This window comes from Streptomyces chrestomyceticus JCM 4735 (genome assembly GCF_003865135.1).
In the GTDB taxonomy this organism is placed as follows: domain Bacteria; phylum Actinomycetota; class Actinomycetes; order Streptomycetales; family Streptomycetaceae; genus Streptomyces; species Streptomyces chrestomyceticus.
On the sequence record NZ_BHZC01000001.1, the window covers coordinates 2735954 to 2758906 of the forward strand.

General features: G+C 70.9%; 19 protein-coding genes and 1 pseudogene. 9 read left to right on the top strand and 11 right to left on the bottom strand.

All coding sequences use genetic code 11. The features are described from left to right. Positions 1 to 708: 708 nt before the first annotated feature. Positions 709 to 1731, top strand: a complete 1023-nt coding sequence (locus tag EJG53_RS11140; protein ID WP_125049309.1) for an adenosine deaminase — start codon at positions 709 to 711, stop codon at positions 1729 to 1731. Further along, on the top strand, positions 1728 to 2483 hold the full coding sequence (locus EJG53_RS11145; protein ID WP_371858675.1) for a glycerophosphodiester phosphodiesterase: 756 nt from the start codon (positions 1728 to 1730) through the stop codon (positions 2481 to 2483). The genes EJG53_RS11140 and EJG53_RS11145 overlap by 4 nt, the downstream gene beginning before the upstream one ends. A gap of 31 nt (positions 2484 to 2514) precedes the next feature. Here the strand turns inward: EJG53_RS11145 and EJG53_RS11150 are convergent, their stop codons facing one another. Further along, positions 2515 to 3048, bottom strand: coding sequence for an HXXEE domain-containing protein (locus EJG53_RS11150; RefSeq protein ID WP_125044725.1), 534 nt, complete (start codon positions 3046 to 3048; stop codon positions 2515 to 2517). A gap of 133 nt (positions 3049 to 3181) precedes the next feature. Between EJG53_RS11150 and EJG53_RS11155 the strand changes: the two genes are divergently transcribed. After that, entirely contained in the window at positions 3182 to 4129 is a 948-nt protein-coding gene (locus EJG53_RS11155; RefSeq protein ID WP_125049310.1) for a hypothetical protein, read from the top strand. 66 nt (positions 4130 to 4195) lie between these two features. On the opposite strand, the gene EJG53_RS11160 is transcribed toward EJG53_RS11155, so the two are convergent. The 4 genes from EJG53_RS11160 to EJG53_RS11175 all read right to left on the bottom strand — a co-directional run bounded on the left by EJG53_RS11160 (position 4196) and on the right by EJG53_RS11175 (position 8988). After that, a complete protein-coding gene (locus EJG53_RS11160; RefSeq protein ID WP_125044726.1) occupies positions 4196 to 5290 on the bottom strand; it encodes an ImmA/IrrE family metallo-endopeptidase in 1095 nt (364 codons plus the stop codon). 72 nt (positions 5291 to 5362) lie between these two features. Further along, positions 5363 to 6022: a hypothetical protein gene (locus EJG53_RS11165; RefSeq protein ID WP_125044727.1), complete on the bottom strand. Its 660-nt coding sequence runs from the start codon at positions 6020 to 6022 to the stop codon at positions 5363 to 5365. Between the two features lie 147 nt (positions 6023 to 6169). Further along, positions 6170 to 7354, bottom strand: a complete 1185-nt coding sequence (locus EJG53_RS11170; protein WP_125044728.1) for a polyamine ABC transporter substrate-binding protein — start codon at positions 7352 to 7354, stop codon at positions 6170 to 6172. 179 nt (positions 7355 to 7533) lie between these two features. Further along, positions 7534 to 8988: a gamma-aminobutyraldehyde dehydrogenase gene (locus EJG53_RS11175; protein WP_125044729.1), complete on the bottom strand. Its 1455-nt coding sequence runs from the start codon at positions 8986 to 8988 to the stop codon at positions 7534 to 7536. Positions 8989 to 9167: 179 nt separating this feature from the next. Between EJG53_RS11175 and EJG53_RS11180 the strand changes: the two genes are divergently transcribed. From EJG53_RS11180 to EJG53_RS11205, 6 genes are all read left to right on the top strand, one after another. After that, a complete protein-coding gene (locus EJG53_RS11180; RefSeq protein ID WP_003980199.1) occupies positions 9168 to 9641 on the top strand; it encodes an Lrp/AsnC family transcriptional regulator in 474 nt (157 codons plus the stop codon). A 2-nt stretch (positions 9642 to 9643) separates the two neighbouring features. Beyond that, positions 9644 to 11005, top strand: coding sequence for an aspartate aminotransferase family protein (locus tag EJG53_RS11185; RefSeq protein WP_218041912.1), 1362 nt, complete (start codon positions 9644 to 9646; stop codon positions 11003 to 11005). Positions 11006 to 11537: 532 nt separating this feature from the next. Further along, the gene (locus EJG53_RS11190; RefSeq protein ID WP_125044731.1) at positions 11538 to 12269 is read left to right on the top strand and encodes an ABC transporter ATP-binding protein; all 732 of its coding nucleotides are present in this window, start codon (positions 11538 to 11540) and stop codon (positions 12267 to 12269) included. Beyond that, complete coding sequence (locus tag EJG53_RS11195) at positions 12251 to 13474, top strand: hypothetical protein (protein WP_125044732.1); 1224 nt, start codon at positions 12251 to 12253, stop codon at positions 13472 to 13474. The genes EJG53_RS11190 and EJG53_RS11195 overlap by 19 nt, the downstream gene beginning before the upstream one ends. Positions 13475 to 13670: 196 nt before the next feature. Next, positions 13671 to 14780 carry an LOG family protein gene (locus EJG53_RS11200; protein WP_244955609.1) on the top strand — a complete coding sequence of 370 codons (1110 nt, stop codon included), beginning with the start codon at positions 13671 to 13673 and terminating at the stop codon, positions 14778 to 14780. Between the two features lie 91 nt (positions 14781 to 14871). Next, complete coding sequence (locus EJG53_RS11205) at positions 14872 to 15873, top strand: DMT family protein (protein ID WP_244955610.1); 1002 nt, start codon at positions 14872 to 14874, stop codon at positions 15871 to 15873. A gap of 28 nt (positions 15874 to 15901) precedes the next feature. Here the strand turns inward: EJG53_RS11205 and EJG53_RS11210 are convergent, their stop codons facing one another. From EJG53_RS11210 to frr, 6 genes and pseudogenes are all read right to left on the bottom strand, one after another. Continuing rightward, on the bottom strand, positions 15902 to 16960 hold the full coding sequence (locus tag EJG53_RS11210) for an ABC transporter ATP-binding protein (RefSeq protein ID WP_125044734.1): 1059 nt from the start codon (positions 16958 to 16960) through the stop codon (positions 15902 to 15904). Next, complete coding sequence (locus tag EJG53_RS11215; RefSeq protein ID WP_125049311.1) at positions 16961 to 18574, bottom strand: ABC transporter permease; 1614 nt, start codon at positions 18572 to 18574, stop codon at positions 16961 to 16963. A 56-nt stretch (positions 18575 to 18630) separates the two neighbouring features. After that, positions 18631 to 19710, bottom strand: a complete 1080-nt coding sequence (locus EJG53_RS11220; protein ID WP_125044735.1) for a thiamine ABC transporter substrate-binding protein — start codon at positions 19708 to 19710, stop codon at positions 18631 to 18633. Positions 19711 to 19970: 260 nt separating this feature from the next. Then, on the bottom strand, positions 19971 to 21077 hold the full coding sequence (gene rlmN / locus EJG53_RS11225; protein ID WP_125044736.1) for a dual-specificity RNA methyltransferase RlmN: 1107 nt from the start codon (positions 21075 to 21077) through the stop codon (positions 19971 to 19973). Positions 21078 to 21202: 125 nt separating this feature from the next. Then, positions 21203 to 22350 (bottom strand): annotated as a pseudogene (locus EJG53_RS11230) (phosphatidate cytidylyltransferase). After that, the gene (gene frr / locus EJG53_RS11235; RefSeq protein ID WP_031008895.1) at positions 22350 to 22907 is read right to left on the bottom strand and encodes a ribosome recycling factor; all 558 of its coding nucleotides are present in this window, start codon (positions 22905 to 22907) and stop codon (positions 22350 to 22352) included. The pseudogene EJG53_RS11230 and the gene frr overlap by 1 nt, the downstream one beginning before the upstream one ends. Positions 22908 to 22953 lie beyond the last annotated feature (46 nt).

The window sequence follows — 22953 nt, forward strand, 5'->3', positions numbered from 1 at the left end:
ACCGGGAGCACCGGGAGGTGCGTACGCCCCTGCCGTACCCGGTGCGAGTGGCGGCGGCGGAACGTCGAACCGGCCGCCCGGAGCCTCCGGCTTACTCAGCAGGCCGGGGCCGTTCGGGCTGCCCGGGAGAACGGGCTCGCCCGCAGCGTCCGAACCGCTCGCACGGCCGACCCCTTCCGCACCACTCGAAGCACTCGACCCACTGGCCCCGCCCACAACTTCCTGAGCGCCCGCCCTCTCCGCATCCCCCGAAGCACTCACCTCGTCCGACACAGGCGCAGCCCCCGCAACACCGCCCTCCACGGCACCACCCTCCGCAAGCTCGCCCTCCACGGACGCGGCCTTCACCGGCCCGGTCGGCTGCGCCCCGGACAGCCCCGCCGCACCGGCCGCCGCACCAATTGCCGCACCGGCCGCCACACCAGCCCCCGCGCCTGCCACCTCACCAGTCATCGCACCTGCCGTCGGCGCGCCCGCCGACCGCGCGGGCATCGGCCTCCGGTCCTCCGGCGGCGCCCACGGGTCGCGCGGCTCGGGCTGCTGACTGTCGGACATCGACATCCCCACATTCCCCCCACGTTCACGATCCGCCCATGCTAAGACCTGCACCGTTTTGCCAAGACCTGCGCCGTTCGGGCCGCCGGGGGCCCGCATACGATGGCCACCGTCCGCAGCACGCCCAGCTCGCCCCTCGACCAGGAGGACCCGTTGTCCGATCTCGACGCCTTCATCGCCGGACTGCCCAAGGCGGAGCTGCACGTCCACCACGTCGGATCGGCGTCCCCCCGCATCGTCGCCGAGCTGGCCGCCCGCCACCCGGACTCCGCGGTCCCCACCGACCCCGAGGCACTCACCGACTACTTCACCTTCCGCGACTTCGCCCACTTCATCCAGGTGTACCTCTCCGTCGTGGACCTCATCCGCGACGCCACCGATGTCCGGCTGCTGACGTACGAGGTGGCCCGTGACATGGCGCGGCAGAACATCCGCTACGCCGAGCTGACCGTCACCCCGTACAGCTCCACCCGTCGCGGCATCCCCGACGAGGCGTTCGTCGAGGCCATCGAGGACGCGCGCCGGGCGGCGGAGGCCGAGCTGGGCGTGGTGCTGCGCTGGTGCTTCGACATCCCCGGCGAGGCCGGGCTGGACGCGGCCGAGGAGACCACGCGGATCGCCTGTGACCTGCGGCCGGAGGGCCTGGTCTCGTTCGGGCTCGGCGGCCCGGAGATCGGTGTGCCGCGCCCGCAGTTCAAGCCGTACTTCGACCGCGCCATCGCCGCGGGCCTGCACTCGGTGCCGCACGCCGGCGAGACCACCGGCCCGCAGACCGTCTGGGACGCGCTCACCGACCTGCGGGCCGAGCGGATCGGTCACGGCACCAGTTCCGTCCAGGACCCGAAGCTGCTGGCCCACCTCGCCGAGCACCGCATCCCGCTGGAGGTCTGCCCGACCTCGAACATCGCCACCCGCGCCGTGCGCACCCTCGACGAGCACCCGCTGAAGGAGATGGTCGACGCGGGGGTGCTGGTGACGATCAACAGTGACGACCCGCCGATGTTCGGCACGGACCTGTGCCTGGAGTACGGGGTCGCCGCGCGCCTGCTGGACCTCGACGCCGCCGGGGTCGCCGCCCTGGCCAAGAACGCCGTCGAGGCGTCGTTCATGGACGCCTCCGCCAAGGCTGCACTGGCTGCGGAGATCGACGGCTACACCGCGGAATGGCTGCGGTGAGGGCCGCGCGCCACGCCCCGGCCCCCGCGCCGCCGCGGGCGCCGTCGGCCCGTCCGGCCGCACCGGCGCCCGCCACCGGCCGCATCGCGGTCATCGGCCACCGCGGCGCCCCGTACGACCACCGCGAGAACACCCTGGCCTCGCTCCGCGCCGCGCTCGAAGCGGGCGCCGACGCGGTCGAGATCGACGTACGGCTGACCGCCGACCGTGTACCGGTCCTCCTGCACGACCCGACGCTGGAACGCCTGTGGGGCCACGACCGCAGACTCTCCTCGCTGACGTACGCCCAGGTGGAAGAGGCCACGGCAGGCGGTGTGCCCACGCTGCGCGCCGCTCTCGCCCTCACCGCCGAGTACCCGTCCGCCCGCGCCCTGATCGACCTCCCCGACCCTGCGGCCGCGCAGGCCGCTGTCTCCGAAGTCCACGAGTCCGGCGCCACCGACCGCGCGTACTACTGCGGCGGCGGCCTGTCCATGCTGGCCGTCCGCGCCGCCGACCCGGCCGCCGAACTCGCCCTGTCCTGGTGCCGCACGGCCCCGCCCCGCCCCGAGCTGCTGGCCCGCGTCCGCCCCCGCTGGCTCAACTACCACTTCGGCCTGGTCACCGAGGACCTGGTCGAACGGGCGCACGACGGCGGTTACCTGTTCGCCGCCTGGACCACCGACACGCCCCGCGCCGCGCGCCGCCTCAGGCGCGCGGGCGTCGACGCCGTCACGACCAACCGGGTGCCCGCCGTACGCGCCGCCCTCTGACATCCGTACCCGGCCACGGCCCCGCCCCGACTCAGCGCCTCACCAATCGCCGCGCCAGGAAGTGGGACAGAACCGTGGCCGCCCCGGCCACGGCCAAGCCGCTCACCGCCCCGCGCGCGTCCGTCGGCCTGAGACACCCCGTACGACGAAGCCTGCCGCGCGCCCACATCGCGTACGGGATGACGATCAGCGGTGAGGTGACCGAGCCGGGGGTGTAGCCCCGTACGGCCGCGGCCTGCGCGAGGTGCACCAGGCCGTGCAGCCCGAACCCGTCCACCGCCCCCTGGAAGAAGGCCGACCGGCCACCGGTGCGGTGCCCCCGCACCGAGGCAGCGGCCACGACGACCGCCATGGTCCCCACCGCGACCGTGAACTCCCGCTGGTCCACGCCCTCCAGCGCCTTCCAGAACCGTTCCGGCACCCCGGAAAACCGTTCCCGCAGCTCCGGCACGCTGTTACGGATCCACCGCGGCCCGAAGACCACCTCCTCCGCATCATGCAGCGCCCAGGCAGCGAGCAGTCCGAACGTGACAGCGGGGCTCATGTCCTGCGTGATCACCGACATGACCACCGAGTCTGCCACGCCCCCAAACCCGCCTGCCTTCCGGCCACTTACGAGCCCCCTTGACCTTGTCACGGTGTCAAGCACTCCACTGAGGGACGCACCCACCCACCCCTCTCCCCTCATCGAGGCCCCCATGCTCACCTACACCGGCTCCGGCCCGTACTGCTACAGCAACTCCCTCGCGATGCTGCTCGGCCCTGCCGCCCCGCCGACCGCCCTCATCGAAACCCTCACCGGCTCCCCGTTCGGCGTCCAACTCATCGGCGGCACCATGCCCCTGTTCGACCCGTACGGCTGGGACCCGGAACGCGGCCTGGACGCCGCCGTGCAGGCACTCGGCCTGCACTGCACACGCGAAGCGGGCGGCACCCAGGACGAGGCACTGGCCCGTCTCCGCGCCGCCTGCTCGGAAGGCCCCGTCCTGGCCGGCCCACTGGAGATGGGCCTACTCCTGTACCAGCACGGCTCCGGCACCGCGAACGGCGCCGACCACTACGTCGTCGTCCTCGCCGTCGAGAACGACACCGTCCTCCTCCACGACCCGCACGGCCACCCGTACGCCACCCTCCCCACCCCGGCTTTCGCCGCAGCCTGGCGCGCGGAGACAGTGCCGTACACCGAAGACACCTACGTGATGCGCTCCGCCTTCACCCAACAGCGGACCGTCGCCCCAACGGACGCCCTGCGCCAGTCCCTACCCGGCGCCGTACAGTGGCTGGCCGGCCGCAACGACCTGCCGGTCGCGCCGGGAACACTGGGCGGAGCCGCCGCACTCGAAGCCCTGGCCGACCAGGTCGCCAAGGGCGACCTGCCTCCCGACACCCGCGAGCTGCTCGCTGAATTCGCCATCCAGGTCGGCACCCGCCGCCTCAACGACGCAGCAGCCTGCCTCGCCCCCCTGGGCCTGACCACCCCGGCCGCCCTCCTGACCGAACAGTCCCGCATCCTCGGCAGTTTGCAGTACCCCGTCGTCTCCAACGACGACCAAGCACTGGCAGCGGGCCTGCGACGACTCGGCCCTACGTACGATCGACTGCGCACCGCCCTGGAACAGGCCGTCGCGCAGGGCAAGCCACGCTGAACCGCACGTACTACAAGGAGCCCCTGCGCCCACTCCTGCGCAGGGGCACGAACCGTGACGTCCCCCTCAGCGCACGAGGCTCAGCGACCTTTTGGCCTGGTGCTCGCCGGCTCCTTCTTCCTCGCCCGTCACCGTCTCCATGCTCAGCCCGAACAGCATTTCCGCCACCTCTTCCGCTCTGACGCCGAGCTGGTCGGCGACGTCACCGGGACGGATGCCCTTGGACCACAGCCCTTGGAAGACCTTGGTCAGGATCTGCGACGTCTCCCGCTTCTTCAGGCCCTGCGGTTCGTCCGTGCGATAGCCACGCGCACTCAGTTCCGCACAGGTCGATCGGTATTGCCAGTCGGTGAGAAGCCCCAGGTCGTGCATACGGTACGTCAGCGCCATGGCCGAGACTTTCCAGATCCGCTTGCCCTCCAGGACCTGGTCGACGCGGGCGCCCGCCGGCATGTGACCGAGCACGCTGGCGGCCGGCATGAGGAAGGCACTGGCGAAGTCGTTCGCCTGCCGTTCAGCCCCTGGACCGGTGCACGGGCGTTCACCGCTGCCGTGCATGATCAGGTGCCCCAGCTCGTGGGCGGCGTCGAACCTCCCGCGTTCGACGGTCTTCAGCATGTTCAGGAAGACGAACGGAACCGTGCCCCGCCACACCGCGAACGCATCCACCTCCAACGAGTCCGGCGGCAGCGAAAAGACCCGGACCCCGTGCGCCTCCAGGAGGTGCACCATGTTCGGCGCCGGAGCGGTACCCAACCCCCAACGGGTGCGCACCATCTCCGCGGCCGTCTCCGGGTCCGGTTTGCCGAGCGAGGGCAGATCGGGCTCGGGCAGGCGAAAACGCTCGTCGATCCACTCGTACAACTGTGCCGCGAGTGTGCCCGCGGCCCGCGCTGAGTCCAGGACACGGGGCGGTGTCTTGGTACGGGCGCGCCAGGAGATGCCCTCCGCCGGCAGTTCGTCGATGTCCGGCCCACTGAAGAAACGCTCGGGAAAATCGAGCGCGTCGGCGAGCCGTCGAACGGTGGACGGCCGGGGCGCGGTGCGACCTGTCTCATAGTTCGACAGGCTCTGCAGGGACACTCCGGCGCGGGCGGAGAGATCTGCGAGGGTCAGTCCCCGGCGTTTCCGGGCCAGCGTGATGCGTGATGGGGTCACCATGGTGGACTGCCTCGTAGGGTCGGTGGTGCAGGGTGCGGCACTGTGAGAACAGTGCCGCACCGGGACGGGCTCTCAGCGGAACGGCACCGGGATGTCGATCTCGCCACCCCCATCTTCGTGCGGCGGTTCGATTCCGTCCATTTCGAAGACCGGCAGAAGGATGCGCCGCTTCCACTCCGAGACGTAACCGTCGACGACCTCGGCGGGCAGTGACAGCTCGTTGTGGACGTACACCTTGTCACCGGCCTCGATGCGGCGGGAGACGAGGAACCAGACCTGGAGGTGACCGGCCTCCTCTGAGCTGAGGACGACCTCGTTCCCGCGGTGCAGCGGGAACAGCTCCAGTTGCGCGGCGTTGTCCTCGGCGACCCGCTTCGTGGCCGCGCCACGACGGCGCGCGTTCCGGGGCGGGAACGTCCGTTCCCCCGTCGCCCCGTCACCGCTCATGACACCGAAGGCAACCGTCCTGTCAGGGTTGCAGACCAGCTCCAAGTGGTCGTGCAGAAGCCGTTTCCAGCCCTCGTGCCGGATGTGCATCTCACGAATGATCCGGACGTGTTCCTGATACGCCCTGGTGCCGGCGGTGTTCGCCGGGTGGTTCCGCGTCGCGGACCGGCGGGCGACCTCCCCGGCCCGCAAGGCCGGATGCAGGTACTCCAGCTTGGTGCCGAGGGCAGCAAGCTGCGTGCGATAGCCATCAGGCTCGGGTACGGCGACAGGAAGGACAGTCATTCAACCTCCGGGATCGGTGGACTCCGACTTGATCTTATAGAAACGCCACCGCAGATGCGGCCCCATTCTTATAAGCGCCGTACGGCATCCTCGCGTTACAGAGAGAAGTTGACCGCCTGTCAGGAAGCTGACACTTCGCCTGCCCCCTCACAACCCCACAATCCCATTCCACTCCTTGGCGAACGCCGGACGTTCCTTGGACGTGATGTCGCGGGCGATGGCCAGGCGCTCGCGCAGCGCGCCGTCCGGGAAGACCAGGGGGTCCTCGGCCAGCGCGGCGCGGTCCTCGTCCTTGGCGGAGGCGAGGATGTCCCGGGCGGCCGGGACCGGGCAGACGTAGTTGACCCAGACGGCCAGTTCGGCGGCGATCTCCGGGCGGTAGTAGAAGTCGATCAGCTCTTCCGCGTTGTGCTTGTGCTCGGCGCGGCCGGGGATCATCAGGCTCTCCGCCCACAGTTCGGCGCCCTCCTGCGGCACCACGAACTCGATGTCCGGGTTGTCCTCCTTGAGCTGGATGACGTCACCCGAGTACGCCTGCGCCGCGAGCACGTCCCCGGAGGCCAGGTCCTTGATGTAGTCGTTGCCGGTGAAGCGCCGGATGTGTTTCCTGTCGACGAGGCGGCGGATACGTTCCGTCATCCGGTAGAAGTCGGTCTCCGTCCAGCGCGTGATGTCGACGCCGTCGCCCTGCATGAGCATCGCGAAGGACTCGTCCAGCCCGGACAGCAGTGTCACCCGGCCGCGCAGGTCGTCCTTCCACAGGTCGGCGGTGTGCTGGATCTCCCGGCCGAGCTTCCGGCGGTTGTACGCGATGCCGGTGATGCCCGACTGCCAGGGGACGCTGTGCTTGCGCCCGGGGTCGAAGTGCGGGGTGCGCAGCAGCGGGTCGAGGTGTTGCGCGACGTGGGGCTGCCGGGCCCGGTCCATCTCCTGCACCCAGCCGAGGCGTACGAAGCGGCCGCACATCCAGTCGCTGATGACGATCAGGTCGCGGCCGGTCGGCCGGCGGTTCATCAGGGCGGGGCTGATCTTCCCGAAGAACTCGTCGTTGTCGTTGATCTCTTCGGTGTACGTCACCGAGATGCCGGTGTGCCGCTCGAACGCCTCCAGCGTCGGCCGCCGCTGCTGGTCGCGCTCGTCCACGTCGATGTAGAGCGGCCAGTTGGCGAAGGTCAGGCGCCGGTCGCGGGCCGAGCGGTCGGGGGCCGCGCGGTCGGCCGGCGCGACGTACGCCGCGGGCACTCCGCAGCCGGCCGCCAGCGCGGCCAGCGCCCCGGCCGCTCCCGTACCGACCGTGCCCCGTAGCAGCGAGCGTCGCGAAAGTTCAGCCATGGCGAGCACTCTCACGTGCGGTGGGCGGCGGCGGCAAGCAACAGAACGTCGGCTGCCGGGGCGCTGTTCACGACGGTGTGCCGAGCGGCGGGAAGGGGGGCGGGACCGGTGGCGGGGCGGGCGAGCGCACGGGCGGGCGGGGCCGGTGCCGGGACCCCCGCCCGCCCGTGGCCAGCGAATCAGCCGTCCAGCGACGTCATCACGTGCTTGATGCGCGTGTAGTCCTCGAAGCCGTAGCCCGAGAGGTCCTTGCCGTAACCGGACTTCTTGAAGCCGCCGTGCGGCATCTCGGCGACCAGCGGGATGTGGGTGTTGATCCACACGCAGCCGAAGTCCAGCTTCTTCGACATCCGCATGGCCCGGGCGTGGTCCTTGGTCCACACCGAGGACGCCAGCGCGTACTCCACCCCGTTCGACCACTCGACGGCCTGGTCCTCGTCCCGGAAGGACTGGACGGTGATGACCGGGCCGAAGACCTCCTGCTGGACGATCTCGTCGTCCTGCTTGAGGCCGGAGACGACGGTGGGAGCGTAGAAGTAGCCCTTCTCGCCGACCTGGTGGCCGCCCGCCTCGATCTTGGCGTGCGCGGGCAGACCGTCGATGAAGCGCTTGACCTGCGCCAACTGGTTGGCGTTGTTCAGCGGCCCGTAGAACACGTCCTCGTCGTCCGGCGCGCCGGTCCTGGTGTCGGCGGCGGCCTTGGCGAGCGCGGTCACGAACTCGTCGTGGATGGACTCGTGGACGAGCACCCGGGTCGCGGCCGTACAGTCCTGGCCGGCGTTGAAGTAGCCCGCCTCCGCGATGCCCTCGACCGCCTTGGCGATGTCGGTGTCCTCGAAGACCACGACCGGCGCCTTGCCGCCCAGCTCCAGGTGGACCCGCTTGAGATCCTTGGACGCGGACTCGGCGACCTGCATACCGGCCCGTACGGAGCCGGTGATCGAGGCCATCGCCGGGGTCTTGTGCTCGACCATCAGACGGCCGGTGTCCCGGTCGCCGCAGATGACGTTGAAGACGCCGCGGGAGTGGCCCAGCTCGTCCAGCACACCGCCGATGATCTCGGCGATCAGCACGGTCGAGGCGGGCGTGGTGTCGGAGGGCTTGAGGACGACGGTGTTGCCCGCGGCCAGCGCCGGGGCGAACTTCCACACCGCCATCATCATGGGGTAGTTCCACGGTGCGACCTGCGCGCAGACACCGACCGGCTCCCGGCGGACGATGGACGTCAGACCGTCCATGTACTCGCCCGCCGCGCGGCCCTCCAGCATCCGGGCGGCCCCCGCGAAGAAGCGGATCTGGTCCACCATCGGCGGGATCTCCTCGGACCGGACGAGCGCGACCGGCTTGCCGCAGTTCTCCGACTCGGCGGCGATCAGCTCCTCGGCCCGCTCCTCGAAGCGGTCGGCGATCTTGAGCAGGACCTTCTGGCGCTCGGCCGGCACCAGGTCGCGCCAGGCGGGGAACGCCGTCGCGGCGGCGGCCATCGCGGCGTCGACGTCCGCGGCGCCGGACAGCGGAGCGGTGGCGTACGCCTCGCCCGTGGACGGGTCGACCACCTCCGTGGTCCGCCCGTCGGCGGCGTCCCGGAACTCCCCGTCGATGTAGTTGCGCAGCCGACGCAGTTCGGTGGTCACGAGCGACCCCTCCTAGTCAGGTGTCCAGTGCTTGAGATGCCCACCCTAGCCAGGAAGTCAACGTTTTCGACATACCCGAAAGGGATGAACGACGAAATCAGTGGCGTCGATATCTACAGACAACTGATTTCATCGAATCAGGGTTGCGGGACTGACGAGGCTCGTGCACAGTGAGGGATGTGGCCACTCGTGACAGAAACGGCACCCAGTCGATCGACTCCGTCTCCCTGGCGATCATCGAGCAGCTCCAGGAGGACGGCCGCCGTCCGTACGCCGCGATCGGCAAGGCCGTCGGCCTGTCCGAGGCGGCGGTGCGGCAACGCGTACAGAAACTGCTCGACCAAGGCGTGATGCAGATCGTCGCGGTCACCGACCCCCTCACGGTCGGCTTCCGGCGGCAGGCGATGGTCGGGATCAACGTCGAAGGTGACCTCGACCCGGTGGCCGACGCCCTGACGGCCATGGAAGAGGTCGAGTACGTCGTCATGACCGCGGGCTCCTTCGATCTCCTCATCGAGATCGTCTGCGAGGACGACGACCACCTGCTGGAAATGATCAACAAGCGGATCCGCACGCTGCCCGGCGTCCGGACGACCGAGAGCTTCGTCTACCTCAAGCTCCGTAAGCAGACCTACACCTGGGGAACCAGATAGCCATGACCGCTGACCTCTCGAAGACGGCCTACGACCACCTGTGGATGCACTTCACCCGCATGTCGTCGTACGAGAACGCCCCCGTGCCGACGATCGTGCGCGGCGAGGGCACGAACATCTACGACGACAAGGGCAAGCGCTACATCGACGGGCTGGCCGGCCTGTTCGTCGTCCAGGCCGGGCACGGCCGCGCCGAACTCGCCGAGACCGCGCTCAAGCAGGCCCAGGAACTGGCCTTCTTCCCCATCTGGTCGTACGCGCACCCCAAGGCCGTGGAGCTCGCCGAGCGGCTGGCGCACCACGCGCCGGGCGACCTGAACAAGGTCTTCTTCACCACCGGCGGCGGTGAGGCCGTCGAGACCGCGTGGAAGCTGGCCAAGCAGTACTTCAAGCTCACCGGCAAGCCCACCAAGCACAAGGTCATATCGCGCGCGGTGGCCTACCACGGCACGCCGCAGGGCGCCCTGTCCATCACCGGCCTGCCGGGCCTGAAGGCCCCGTTCGAGCCGCTGGTCCCCGGCGCCCACAAGGTCCCGAACACCAACATCTACCGCGCGCCGCTCTTCGGTGACGACCCGGAGGCGTTCGGCCGCTGGGCCGCCGCCCAGATCGAGCAGCAGATCCTCTTCGAGGGCGCGGACACCGTCGCCGCCGTCTTCCTGGAGCCGGTGCAGAACGCGGGCGGCTGCTTCCCGCCCCCGCCCGGCTACTTCCAGCGCGTCCGCGAGATCTGCGACCGGCACGACGTGCTGCTCGTCTCCGACGAGGTCATCTGCGCCTTCGGCCGCCTCGGCACGATGTTCGCCTGCGACAAGTTCGACTACGTACCCGACATGATCACCTGCGCCAAGGGCATGACCTCGGGCTACTCCCCGATCGGCGCCTGCGTCATCTCCGACCGGCTGGCCGAGCCGTTCTACAAGGGCGACAACACCTTCCTGCACGGCTACACCTTCGGCGGCCACCCGGTCTCCGCCGCCGTCGCCTGCGCCAACCTCGACATCTTCGAGCGCGAGGGCCTCAACCAGCACGTGCTGGACAAGGAGGACGCCTTCTTCTCGACCCTGAAGAAGCTGCACGACCTGCCGATCGTCGGCGACGTCCGCGGCAACGGCTTCTTCTACGGCATCGAACTCGTCAAGGACAAGACCACAAAGGAATCGTTCAACGACGAGGAGACCGAGCGGGTCCTGTACGGCTTCCTCTCCAAGGCCCTGTTCGACAACGGCCTGTACTGCCGTGCCGACGACCGCGGCGACCCGGTGATCCAGCTCGCCCCGCCGCTCATCGCCGACCAGCCGGTCTTCGACGAAATCGAGCAGATTCTGCGCGGCACGCTGACGGAGGCTTGGGCGAAGCTCTGAGACGTACGGCGAAGTAGGGGGCAGTAGGGGGGACGTACGGAGAGGTACGGGACTGCGGGCGCGGGCCCGGGGTCGAGGATCGTGCGGCAGTGGGCCGCTGCCTCGCCCCGGGCCCGTGGCCTGGGCCGGTCCTCCGGGCCCGCCGCCCCCGTCCGGTTACCCGGTCACCTGCCGGGGAACGTACGTACAGGCCCGCTCAGCAGGCTCGCGCGCCCGCCCGTGATGCGCGTACGCCCAGGAACTCACAGCCCCGCACGCCCTCCGGGCAGGCGTGGCACCCGGACGAGCGCGGGTTCCGGGCGCCGGCCCCCTGCCTTCCCCTGCCCACCCCGAGCCTCCCGCGCTCCCCTGCCGCTCACCCTTCGCCCAGGTTCTTCATATAAGCCGCCATTTGAGTGAACCTCAGCCGTGGTGCGCGGCGAGCGCCGAATACCGAGGGTCGCCACTCCTTACCGTGCCAGTGACCGATACTCTCCATGGTCGTTCACCCGGTTGGGGGAACGATCGGACGCGACGAGCATGAGGTGCGCAGATGGTGGCCCCACCTGACAACGACGTTCTCTGGGCGCGCGGCCTGCACCACACATACGCCGGCTCCCCCGCGCTGGCCGGGGTTTCCGTCGGTGTCCGCGAGGGCGAGATCCTCGCCGTCACCGGCCCGCGCGGCTGCGGCAAGACGACGCTCCTGCGGTGCCTTTCCGGCCAACTTGTCCCGGACAGCGGGGAGATCTGGTTCAACAGTTCACCCGTGCACACACTCTCCCCGCTCAGCCGTGAACGGCTGCGCCTGGACCGGTTCAGTTGGGTGGACACCGAACCGCACCTCGTCCCCGAGCTGACCGCCTGGGAGAACGCCGCCCTCCCGCTGCTGCTGCGCGGCGTCGGTCACCGCGCCGCCAAACAGACCGCCGGCGAATGGCTGGACCGGCTGGACGTGGGCCTGTGCGCCCGCCAACGCCCCGGCCGCCTCGACCAGTCGCAGCGCCAGCGCATCGCCGTCGCCCGCGCCCTGGCCTGCGCGCCGCGGGTCCTGTTCGCCGACGAGCCCACCGCGCCGCTGCACCGCTCCGACGCCGCCCAGGTCCTGCGCGCGATCACCACGGCCGCCCGCTCCCACGACATCACGGTCGTCCTCGCCACCCACGAGCCCGAGGCCGAGACCCTCGCGGACCGCAGCGTGGCACTCCTCGACGGCCGCCGCGTCGGCCCCAAGGCCCCCGCCCCCGAGAAGGAAAGCAGGGCAGAGTGCTCGCTCTCCGTCTGACCCGTGGGGCCCATCCCCTCGTCCTGCTCCGCCGTCTGCTGGTGGCCGCGGCCGCCGCGGGCACCGGCTTCCTCCTCCTGGCCGTCCTCGGCCACGCCGCCGCCCACCCGGCGTCGGCCGCGGACGCCTTCGTACGTCTCCTCTGGTGCGCCGTGCCGGTCGCGGCCACCACCCAGCTCGCCGTGTCCGCGGCCCGTACCGACCCCGCGTCCCGCCCGCAACGGGGTATGTCGGCGGCCGGGCTGGGCCCTGCCCGGCTGACCCTGATCGCCGCCGCCTCCACCGCCGTCTCCTGTGTCCTGGGCAGCGTCCTCGCGCTGCTCGTCTTCCTGGCGCTCCGCGGCGACCTGGTCGGCGCGGCCGCCGCCGATTCCGCCACCCAGCTCCTCGGCGCGGGCCACGCCCTACCGGCGGCCGGTGCGCTGTTGCTGCTCGCCGTCGTCCCCGTGACGGCGTCGGGCGCGACCGCCGTCGCCCTGCGCCCCCGTCCGCGCCCCCGCAAGGACGCTCGCGGTGGCCGGCGCGGCCCCCGGGTGGCCACCGGAACCGGCGAGCCGCTGACGGCCATGGACACCAACGGCTCGCGTTCCGCCGTGCCCGCCGCGCTCCCGTGGGGGATCACGCTGACGGCGGCCGGCCTCGCCCTGGAGACCTACGTCAGCCGGGGCGCCGACGACACCGGCGCGCTCCTCCCGTTGCCCGAGCGCCTCGTCGGCAGCCCGCCGGGGGTCCTGGCGGGCTGGGCGCTGTCCACCCTCGGCCTGGTCCTGGCAGGCCCCGGCCTGACGCAGTTGTCCGGCCGGCTGCTCGCGGCCGGCCGCCCGGGTGCCGTGCGTCTCCTCGCGGGCCGCGTGCTCCAGGAGGAGTCCCGGCGCATCGGCCGTCCGCTCGGCGTGCTCTGCGCGGTCGCCTCCGGTACGTACGCGGCGGTGAAGGTGTACGAAGCCGTTCCCGCCCGGCCGCTCGGGCCCCTCACCGGGCTGGGCGCGGCCCTCGTCCTGGCCTGCGTCACCGCGAGCGCCCTCACGGCGGCCCTGGAGGCCCGCTGGGCCCGTACGCACACCACCGCCGCCCTCCGCCGTCTCGGTACGCCCCGCTCGGTCCTCCACCGCGCCGCCGCTCTCCGCGTCCTGGCCCTCCTTGCCGTCCTGGCTCCCCTGACCTGGGCCATCGCCGAACTCGCCGCTCTCCCGCTCCTCCCCTGACACCCCTCTCCTCCCCTGCCCCCGCACCACGCGGCCCGCCCCCGCCGTCGCCGTCCTCGCCGTCCCCGCCCTCGCCGCCGGGCCCCGGTGCCTCCCGCCTACGATGACGGGCGTGCAGCCGAACTCCGATCCCCCCGCGTCCCCCGCCCCCCACCGCCCCGTCGAACGGCCGCAACACCCCGGCAGCGACCGCGAGATAGAGACGCTCGCCGCGTTCGACCGGGTGCTGGCCTCGGGCAGTCTGCGCGGCTACCGCGTCCAGTCCGTCGACCTGACCGGCCGCACCTCCGCCCTGCTCGGCACGCCGGTCGCCGACACCGTCTTCCTCGGCTGCCGGATGGAGCCGGAGGTCGCCGCGGGCGTGCGGGCGGCCGGCGCGCTGGTCTTCCCGCCGATACCGGGCCTGCCGTTCGACCCGTACCGCGGCAGCCTCTACTCGCCCGGCGAACTCTTCGAAGACCTCGCCACGGACGCCGGCTACCCGGCGACCCCGGACGCGCGGGCCTACGCCTGGTACCAGCGGACCATGTCGGACGGCGACATCTTCGCCTCGATGCTGCGCAGCATCCACGACGACGCCGTCTCCGACGCACTGGACGAGCACCTCTCCGGTGCCCGTGTCGTCGGCGTCATGGGCGGGCACGCGCTGGAGCGCGGTTCCGACGCGTACGAAGGCGCGGCCCGGCTGGGGCGCCGGCTCGCCCGGTCCGGCCTGACGGTCGCCACGGGCGGCGGTCCGGGCGCGATGGAGGCCGCGAACCTCGGCGCCTACGCGGCACCCTTCGGCGACACCATGCTGGACGAGAGCCTCGCGCTGCTCGCCAAGGTGCCGCAGTTCGGCCCCTCGGTGACGGACTGGGCGCGGGCCGCCTTCGAGGTGCGCGGCCGCTGGCCGGGCGGCGGCGACTCGGTCGGCATTCCCACCTGGTTCTACGGGCACGAGCCGCCGAACGCGTTCGCTTCCCACATCGCCAAGTACTTCGTCAACGCGGTCCGCGAGGACGGCCTGCTGGCCCGTTCCAACGCCGGGGTGGTCTTCCTGCCCGGCGCGGCGGGCACCGTGCAGGAGATCTTCGACAACGCGACCCCGAACTACTACGGATCGCGGGGTGAGCCGACCCCGATGGTGCTGGTCGACCGCGCCCACTGGACCGAAAAACTGCCCGCCTGGCCGCTGCTGCGGGCGCTCGCCGCGGAGCGTGCCATGTCCGGCAAGATCGCTCTGGTCGACTCGGTGGAAGAGGCTCCGGACGCGCTGGCCCGCCTCGGCGGAGCCCCCGGTTCCGGTTCTGCGGCATCTGCTTGACCCTCCGAGGCAACTCACGCCTCCAAAACCACGTCTCGCTAGTCAGGTAATGCACAGGTAAAACCAGGCAGTGCGCGAAACGGAGTTCTTGGTGCTCATCGGTCTTCTGACGGCGGTAGCGGCCTCGGCCTGCTACGGCACGGGGTCGGTCCTGCAAGCGGTGGGATCGCGCAAGTCCGCGCGCCGGGAGGCGGCCGCCGCGTCCACCACCGGCGTCACCGCCCACGGCGGACCCAGCCTCTCCTCCACCGCCAAGGCCGCCGTGACGTGGGAATTCATGGTCGGTACGGTGCTGGACTTCGTGGGGTTCGGGCTCGGCGCGCTGGCCGCCCGGATGCTGCCGCTGTTCCTCTCGCAGACCGTCATCAGCGCCAACCTCGTGATCACCGCCGTACTCAGCATCAAGCTGCTCGGCATCCGGCTGAACCCGCGCGAGTGGGTCTCCATCGGCGTGGTCTGCTCGGCGCTGGTCCTGCTCGCCACCGCGGCCGGGCCGGAGGGCGGCGGTGACGCCTCGACGACCACCCACTGGTGGCTGCTGATCGCCTCGGTGGCGCTGATGGGCGGCGGAACGCTGGCCGTCCGGCTGCTCGGCAGCCGCGCCGCGATCCTCGCCGGTCTGCTGTCCGGTCTGGGCTTCGGCGCGCTCGGTGTGGGCGTACGGGTACTGAACGGCGTCGACCCGTTCAATCTGCCCACCCTCCTGGCCGACCCGGCGCTCTACGCGATCCTGGTCGCCGGCATCGGCGGCATGTACCTGCACACGGTGGCTCTCCAGATCGGTTCGGTCAACGGCGCCACGGCGGCACTGGTGGTGGGCGAGACGGTGGTGCCGGGCATCCTCGGGGTGCTGTGGCTCGGTGACTCCTCCCGGCCGGGCTTCGCCTGGATGGCGGTGCTCGGCTTCCTGGTGGCGGTGGCGGGCGCCGTCGCGGTCGCGTGGTTCGGCGAGCCGGAGGGCGGCGGCGCGACCGAAGCGGCGGCCGGTCCGGCGGCCGTACCGGCTCCCGCGGCGGAAGCGAAGGCGCTGGACGGGCCGGCGGCCGAGAGCGACGCCCGGAGCACGGCGGGCAGCCGCACCAGTTCCCCCTAGCACGAGCCGTCCCTATGGTGGGCGTCCCTCAGCCGTCCAGGACCACGACGTCCTCGGCCGCGAAGGTGACGCCCACCGATTCGCCGTCCTGCGGTGCGTCCCGCAGCGCGCAGGCGGCCTCCACCTGCGGCCCGGTGTCCGGCTGAAGGAGCAGGGCGACATGGGTACCGCGGAAGGTGCGCGCGGCTACCCTGCACGGCAATCCGTCCGCGGCAGCCGTGATCCTCACCCCGGCCGGGCGCACCAGCAGGCGGCACGGGCCGTCCGGTGTGCCGTCCGGCACCGGGACCTTGCCCCACGGGGTGTCGGCCGATCCACCCCGTACGGTCGCCTCCACCACGTTGTCGAAGCCCAGGAAGCGGGCGACGAACTCGGTGGCGGGACGCTGCCAGACCTCCAGCGGGGTGCCGCTCTGCGCGATCCGCCCCTCCTGCATGACCACCACCCGGTCGGCCAGCGCGAAGGCTTCACCCTGGTCGTGCGTCACGGCCAGCACGGTCGTCCCGAGCTCGCCGAAGACCCTCCGCAGTTCGACGACCAGCCGCTCCCGCAGGCCGCGGTCGAGCTGGCCGAGCGGCTCGTCCAGCATCAGCAGCCGTGGCCTCGGTGCGAGGGCACGGGCCAGCGCGACCCGCTGTTGTTCGCCGCCGGACAGCGCCGCCACGGCGCGCCGCTGGGCGCCCGGCAGGCCGACCAGGTCCAGGAGTTCGGCAACCGTACGCTCCTGTTCGGCACGTGAGGCGCCGCGCATGCGCAGGCCGAAGGCCACGTTCCCGCCGACGTCGCGCTGCGGGAAGAGCTGGTGGTCCTGGAACATCAGCCCGACGCCGCGGCGGTGTGTGGGCACGCCCGACTGGTCCCGTCCTTGCAGGAGGACGCGCCCCGTGTCGGCGGCCTGCAGTCCCGCCACGACCCGCAGGAGCGTGGATTTGCCGCTGCCGCTGGGCCCCAGCACGCAGACGATCTCCTGCGCGGCGACGCTCAGGCCGACCCCGTCCAGCGCCGGCGGCTGCCCGGTACGGAAGCGGACGGTGACGTCGTCCAGCCGCAGCAGCGCCTGGTCCGCCGTGTCGGCGTGTTCCGCCATCTAAAACTCTCCGGCCTGGTCGGTACGGATGCGCTCCAGCGCCAGCAGCGCGCCCGCGCACACCACCATCAAGATCGTGGACAGTGCCATGGCCTGTCCGTAGTTGAGTTCTCCGGCGCGTCCCAGCAGCCGAGCGACGGCCACCGGCAGCGTCGGGTTGTCGGGCCGCGCGATGAAGACCGTCGCGCCGAACTCGCCCAGCGACACGGCGAACGCGAAGCCCGCGGCGACCAGCAGGGCCCGCCGCACCAGCGGCAGGTCGACCTCGCGCCACACCCGCCACGGCGAGGCCCCCAGCACCGCCGCGGCCTCCCGCAGCCGTTCGTCCACGGCGCGCAGCACGGGCAGCATGGTCCGTACGACGAAAGGCACTCCGACCAGGGCCTGGGCCAGCGGCACCAGCCACCACGACGACCGCAGATCGAGCGGCGGCTCATCAAGAGTGATCAGAAAGCCGAACCCGACGGTCACGGCCGAAACCCCGAGGGGCAGCATCAGCAACGCGTCGAACCCGCGCACCAGCCTGCCGCCCCGCTTCGTCAGCGCGGCCGCGGCCAGCCCGCCCACCACCAGGGCGATCAGCGTGGCGGCGGCCCCGTACGCGAGCGAGTTCCACAAGGCGTTCAAGGGGGCCACGGCGAAGGTGCTGTCCATGGAGGCAGCGGACTGCAACGCCCGGTAGAACGTGAACCCGTAGCCGTCCGGCCCGGCGAAGGACCGCTCGATCAGCACCGCCAGCGGCACCACCAGCAGCAGCACGATCACGACGAGCGTCCCCCACAGCAGCGTCCATTGGCCGGCGCCGCGCGGCCGCCGTACCGTCTGCGCCGGGTCGACGAGCGTGAGGGTGGCCTCCCGCCGCCGTACGGTCCAGGCGTGCAGGCCCAGCAGCGCCAGTACGGCGGCGAACTGGAGCATCGTGAGGACGGCAGCGGTCGGCAGATCCAGGAAATCGGCGGTCTGCCGGTAGATCTCCACCTCCAGAGTGGAAAACGTCGGCCCTCCCAGGATCTGCACCACACCGAAGGAGGTGAAGGTGAAGAGGAAGACCATGAGTGCGGCGGCCGCGACGGCCGGCCCCAGCGCGGGCAGTGTCACCCGCCGCCAGGCGCCCCAGCGGGACGCGCCGAGCACCCGGGCCGCTTCCTCCTGCCGCGGGTCGAGCTGCCCCCAGAGGCCGGACACGGTCCGTACGACCACGGCGTAGTTGAAGAAGACGTGCGCCAGCAGGATCGCCCACACCGACGTGTCCAGCCGTACGCCCCACAGGTCGTCCAGCACTCCGCCGCGCCCGACCAGGGCCAGGAACGCCGACCCCACCACCACCGTGGGCAGGACGAACGGCACCGCGACCACGGACCGCAGCAGCTTCTTTCCGGGGAATTCGAAGCGCGCGAAGACATACGCGCCGGGGAGCGCGATCAGCAGCGTGAGCCCGGTCGAGGCCGCCGCCTGCCAGACGGTGAACCACAGGACGTGCAGGACGTCCGGGTCGGAGAGCACCTCCCCGGCCCGGCCGAGCTGCCACTGCCCGCCGTCCTTCAGCCCGCGCCCGACGATCGCGGCGACCGGGTAGGCGAAGAACAGCGCGAAGAAGGCGAGCGGCAGCGCCATCAGGGCCAGCCGGGTGGCCGTTCCCCGGGAGCCGCGCGCCCGCTTCGCGCGGCCGGTCACTTCAGGACGAGCGAGGACCACTGCTTGATCCACTGTTCGCGGTTCTTGGTGATCGCCTCCGGAGCCACCGTCTCCGGCTTGTCGATCTTCCGGCCGTACTTGGTGAACAGCTCCGGCACCTTCGCGTCCTTACGCGCCGGGTTGACGAACATCTGGAGCGGCACGTCCTCCTGGAACTTCTTGCTCAGCAGGAAGTCCAGCAGCGCCTTGCCGCCCTTCTCGTTCTTGGCGCCCTTGAGCAGGCCCGCGAACTCGACCTGCCGGAAGCAGGTGCCGGCCGCGACACCGGTGGGCGCCTCCTTCGGCTCCGGCTTCTTGCCCAGCACCTCCACCGGCGGGCTCGACGCGTACGAGACCACCAGGGGCTTGTCGCCCTTGCCCTTGCCTGCCGCCGAGCCCGAGAAGCGCTCGTTGTACGCCTGCTCCCAGCCGTCCACGACCTCGACGCCGTTGGCCTTGAGCTTCTTCCAGTAGTCCTGCCAGCCGGACTCGCCGTACTTGGCGACGGTGCCGAGCTGGAAGGCGAGCCCCGGCGACGACGTGGCGGAGTTCTCGGTGATCAGCAGCCCCTTGTACTCGGGCTCGAGCAGGTCGTCGAAGGTCTCCGGCGGCGCGATCTTGTGCTCGGCGAAGTAGGCCCGGTCGTAGTTGACGCAGGTGTCGCCGTAGTCGACGGGCGTCACCCGGTGCTCGGCCTGGTCGAGCTGCAACTCGGCCGGGACGCTCTCCAGCCCCTTGGCCTGGTACGGGCTGAAGATCCCTTCCTTCAGCCCCCGCGACAGCAGCGTGTTGTCGATACCGAAGAAGACATCACCCTGCGGGTTCCCCTTGGACAGGATCGCCTGGTTGACGGCCTTGCCCGCGTCCCCGCCCTTGAGCACGTCGACCTTGTAGCCGGTCTGCTCGGTGAACTCCGCCAGTACGGACTTCGAGACGTTGAAGGAGTCATGGCTGACGAGCGTGACGGTCTTCGGATCCTTGTCGCCGCCGCTGCCGCCGGACCCGCACGCGGCGAGCGCCGTCATGCCGGCCGCGACGGCCAGCGCCGTGACGGTGATCCTTCTGGTGGTGCTCACTGAATTCCTCCTGGCTGGCCAGGAAGAGACGCGGCCCCGCCCGGCGCTTCGCGAAGAAGGCCGGACGGGGCGCAACAGCATGAGTGACGACCGAACTTCCTACCCGGAATGACCCGGGCGAGGTTCAAGGGTCTGCGGCACCTCGGTGTCCGTGACGCCAGTCCTTTCGGTCTGGGTCCGTGACACTGCCGCACTCTCAGCGCTGTGGCGCTCCCCTGTCGGAATGTGCATTTGTTCGATCACACGGTACCAGCGGGCTCTCAGCGCTCCGAGGCGGCGAGCTGCCCGCAGGCGCCGTCGATCTCCTGCCCGCGCGTGTCGCGGACGGTCACCGGCACGCCGTGCGCGGCGATGGCCTCCACGAACGCCTTCTCGTCCTCGGGACGGGACGCCGTCCACTTGGACCCGGGCGTCGGATTCAGCGGGATCAGGTTCACATGGACCCGCCTGCCCTTGAGCAGGCGTCCCAGCAGGTCACCGCGCCACGCCTGGTCGTTGATGTCCCGGATCAGGGCGTACTCGATCGAGATCCGGCGCCCGGACTTCTCCGCGTACTCCCAGGCCGCGTCCAGCACCTCACGCACCTTCCAGCGCGTGTTGACCGGTACGAGCGTGTCGCGCAGCTCGTCGTCCGGCGCGTGCAGCGACACCGCGAGCCGGCACTTCAGGCCCTCGTCCGCGAACCGCAGCATCGCCGGGACCAGACCGACCGTGGACACCGTGATGCCCCGCTGGGACAGGCCCACCCCGTCGGGCTCGGGGTCGGTCAGCCGCCGGATCGCGCCCACGACCCGCTTGTAGTTCGCCAGCGGCTCGCCCATGCCCATGAAGACGATGTTGGACAGCCGGGCCGGACCCCCCGGCACCTCACCGTCACGCAGCGCACGCATACCGTCGACGATCTGATGAACGATCTCGGCGGTGGAGAGGTTCCGGTCCAGCCCCGCCTGCCCCGTCGCACAGAACGGACAGTTCATGCCGCACCCGGCCTGCGACGAGATGCACATCGTGACGCGGTCCGGGTAGCGCATCAGCACGGACTCCACGAGCGTCCCGTCGTGCAGCTTCCACAGCGTCTTACGGGTGGTGTCGTCGTCGCACGAGATGTGCCGCACCACACTCATCAGCTCGGGCAGCAGCTCCGACGCCAGCTTCTCCCGCGCCGCGGCCGGGATGTCCGTCCACTCCGCCGGGTCGTGCGCGTACCGCGCGAAGTAGTGCTGCGATAGCTGCTTGGCACGGAACGGCTTCTCACCGGCCGCGGCCACGGCTTCGCGCCGCTCGGCGGGGGTGAGATCGGCAAGGTGCCGCGGGGGCTTCTTGGCCCCACGCGGCGCGACGAAAGTGAGTTCTCCGGGCTTAGGCATGGTTCTTCCAGTGTCGCAGACGTACGAAGTGACGATCGCCGACGCGATCCGGAGCTGTTCTCGACGTGCGTAGGGCCCGCCACCCGGGGTGGCGGGCCCTACGACCGCATACGGAAAACCGCTGGTCAGCCGGAGCCGACGAAGATCACGTACAGCAGCCAGACGATCGGGGCGGTCGGCAGGAGGGAGTCCAGGCGGTCCATGATCCCGCCGTGGCCGGGCAGCAGGGTGCCCATGTCCTTGATACCGAGGTCCCGCTTGATCATGGACTCGCCGAGGTCACCGAGGGTCGCGCTGGCCGCGACGGCGATGCCCAGGAGCAGGCCCTGCCACCAGGCGCCGTCGGTGATGATCAGTTCCATGCACAACGCGCCCGCGACCATGGCGAACAGCACCGCGCCGAACAGGCCCTCGCGGGTCTTGCCGGGGCTGATGCGCGGGGCGAGCTTGTTCCTGCCGAAGCGCCAGCCGACCGCGTACGCGCCCGTGTCGCTGACGACGGTCAGCAGCAGGAACGTCAGGACGCGCTCCGGCCCGTCGTCGGCGGCCAGCATCATCGCCACGAACGTCGCCAGGAACGGCACGTAGAACGCCGCGAAGACGCCTGCCGTGACGTCCCTGAGGTAGTTCTCGGGGGCCTCCGTCATGCGCCACACGAGGGCGGCGAGCGCGGTGAGCGCCATCGCCACCCAGGCGCCCTCGGCGCCGCGTACGTAGCCGGCGACCACCATCGCCGTACCGCCGAGCGCGAGCGGCACCAGGGGGACCTTGATGTCCTTGCGCTCCGCCAGCCGCGAGGTCAGTTCCCACAGGCCCACGACCACCGCGACGACTATCACGCCCACGAACAGGGGCTTGTAGACGAAGAGCGAGAAGAGGATGACCGCGCCGAGGCCGACGCCGACCCCTATGGCGGCCCGGAGGTTGCGTCCCGCGCTCTTCTTCTGCGGCTTGGGGGTTGCTGTGAGCTGTCGGGCCCCGGCATGGAGGTGGGCATGGGCTCCTGCGGCTGTTCGTCGCGGAACAGGGGGCCGCTCGGCCGAGCGGCCCCCAGGTCGTCCCGGTGGTCCCGGTGGTCCCGGTCGTCGTCCAGAGGATTCCGGTCGTCGTCCTGGTGTCCGCCTGTGTCGGGCACGATGGGCATGGGGCGAGTCTGCGCCGCCGCGCCCCAGTCGTGCGCGGGACCCGCCGTACCGACGGGTCCCTGGTCGGGTGGTCCCCATTGACCGGCTCGGCCGACGCCAGGCGGGGCCCCCCAGGATGACTCGTTCATCAGACCTCGAGGAGCTCGGATTCCTTGTGCTTGAGGAGCTCGTCCACCTGCGCGACGTACTTCGCGGTGGTGTCGTCGAGCTCCTTCTCCGCCCGGCGCACCTCGTCCTCGCCGGACTCCTTGTCCTTGACGAGCTTGTCGAGGGTCTCCTTGGCCTTGCGCCGGATGCTGCGGATCGAGATCTTCGAGTCCTCGGCCTTGTTCTTGGCGACCTTGATGAACTCCCGGCGGCGCTCCTCGGTGAGCTCCGGGAAGTTCACGCGAATGATGTTGCCGTCGTTGCTCGGGTTGACGCCCAGGTCGGAGTCCCGGATGGCCTGCTCGATGTTGCGCAGCGCGCTCTTGTCGAACGGGGTCACCACGGCCATCCGCGGTTCGGGCACCGAGAACGACGCCAGCTGGTTGATCGGTGTCATGGCGCCGTAGTAGTCCGCCACGATCTTGTTGAACATCGCCGGGTGCGCACGCCCGGTGCGAATCGCGGCGAAGTCCTCCTTGGCGACCACGACGGCCTTCTCCATCTTCTCCTCGGCCTCGAGGAGGATCTCTTCGATCACCACTTGCTCCTGGTCTTTTCGGTAAGAAGCAGAGCCTCGCCCCTGC

Coding starts and splice junctions, on each gene's coding strand:
- EJG53_RS11150 (WP_125044725.1), bottom strand. CDS start 3,048: ATGTCGGTGATCACGCAGGACATGAGCCCCGCTGTCACGTTCGGACTG.
- EJG53_RS11155 (WP_125049310.1), top strand. CDS start 3,182: ATGCTCACCTACACCGGCTCCGGCCCGTACTGCTACAGCAACTCCCTC.
- EJG53_RS11160 (WP_125044726.1), bottom strand. CDS start 5,290: ATGGTGACCCCATCACGCATCACGCTGGCCCGGAAACGCCGGGGACTG.
- EJG53_RS11165 (WP_125044727.1), bottom strand. CDS start 6,022: ATGACTGTCCTTCCTGTCGCCGTACCCGAGCCTGATGGCTATCGCACG.
- EJG53_RS11170 (WP_125044728.1), bottom strand. CDS start 7,354: ATGGCTGAACTTTCGCGACGCTCGCTGCTACGGGGCACGGTCGGTACG.
- EJG53_RS11185 (WP_218041912.1), top strand. CDS start 9,644: ATGACCGCTGACCTCTCGAAGACGGCCTACGACCACCTGTGGATGCAC.
- EJG53_RS11190 (WP_125044731.1), top strand. CDS start 11,538: ATGGTGGCCCCACCTGACAACGACGTTCTCTGGGCGCGCGGCCTGCAC.
- EJG53_RS11210 (WP_125044734.1), bottom strand. CDS start 16,960: ATGGCGGAACACGCCGACACGGCGGACCAGGCGCTGCTGCGGCTGGAC.
- EJG53_RS11215 (WP_125049311.1), bottom strand. CDS start 18,574: ATGGCGCTGCCGCTCGCCTTCTTCGCGCTGTTCTTCGCCTACCCGGTC.
- rlmN (WP_125044736.1), bottom strand. CDS start 21,077: ATGCCTAAGCCCGGAGAACTCACTTTCGTCGCGCCGCGTGGGGCCAAG.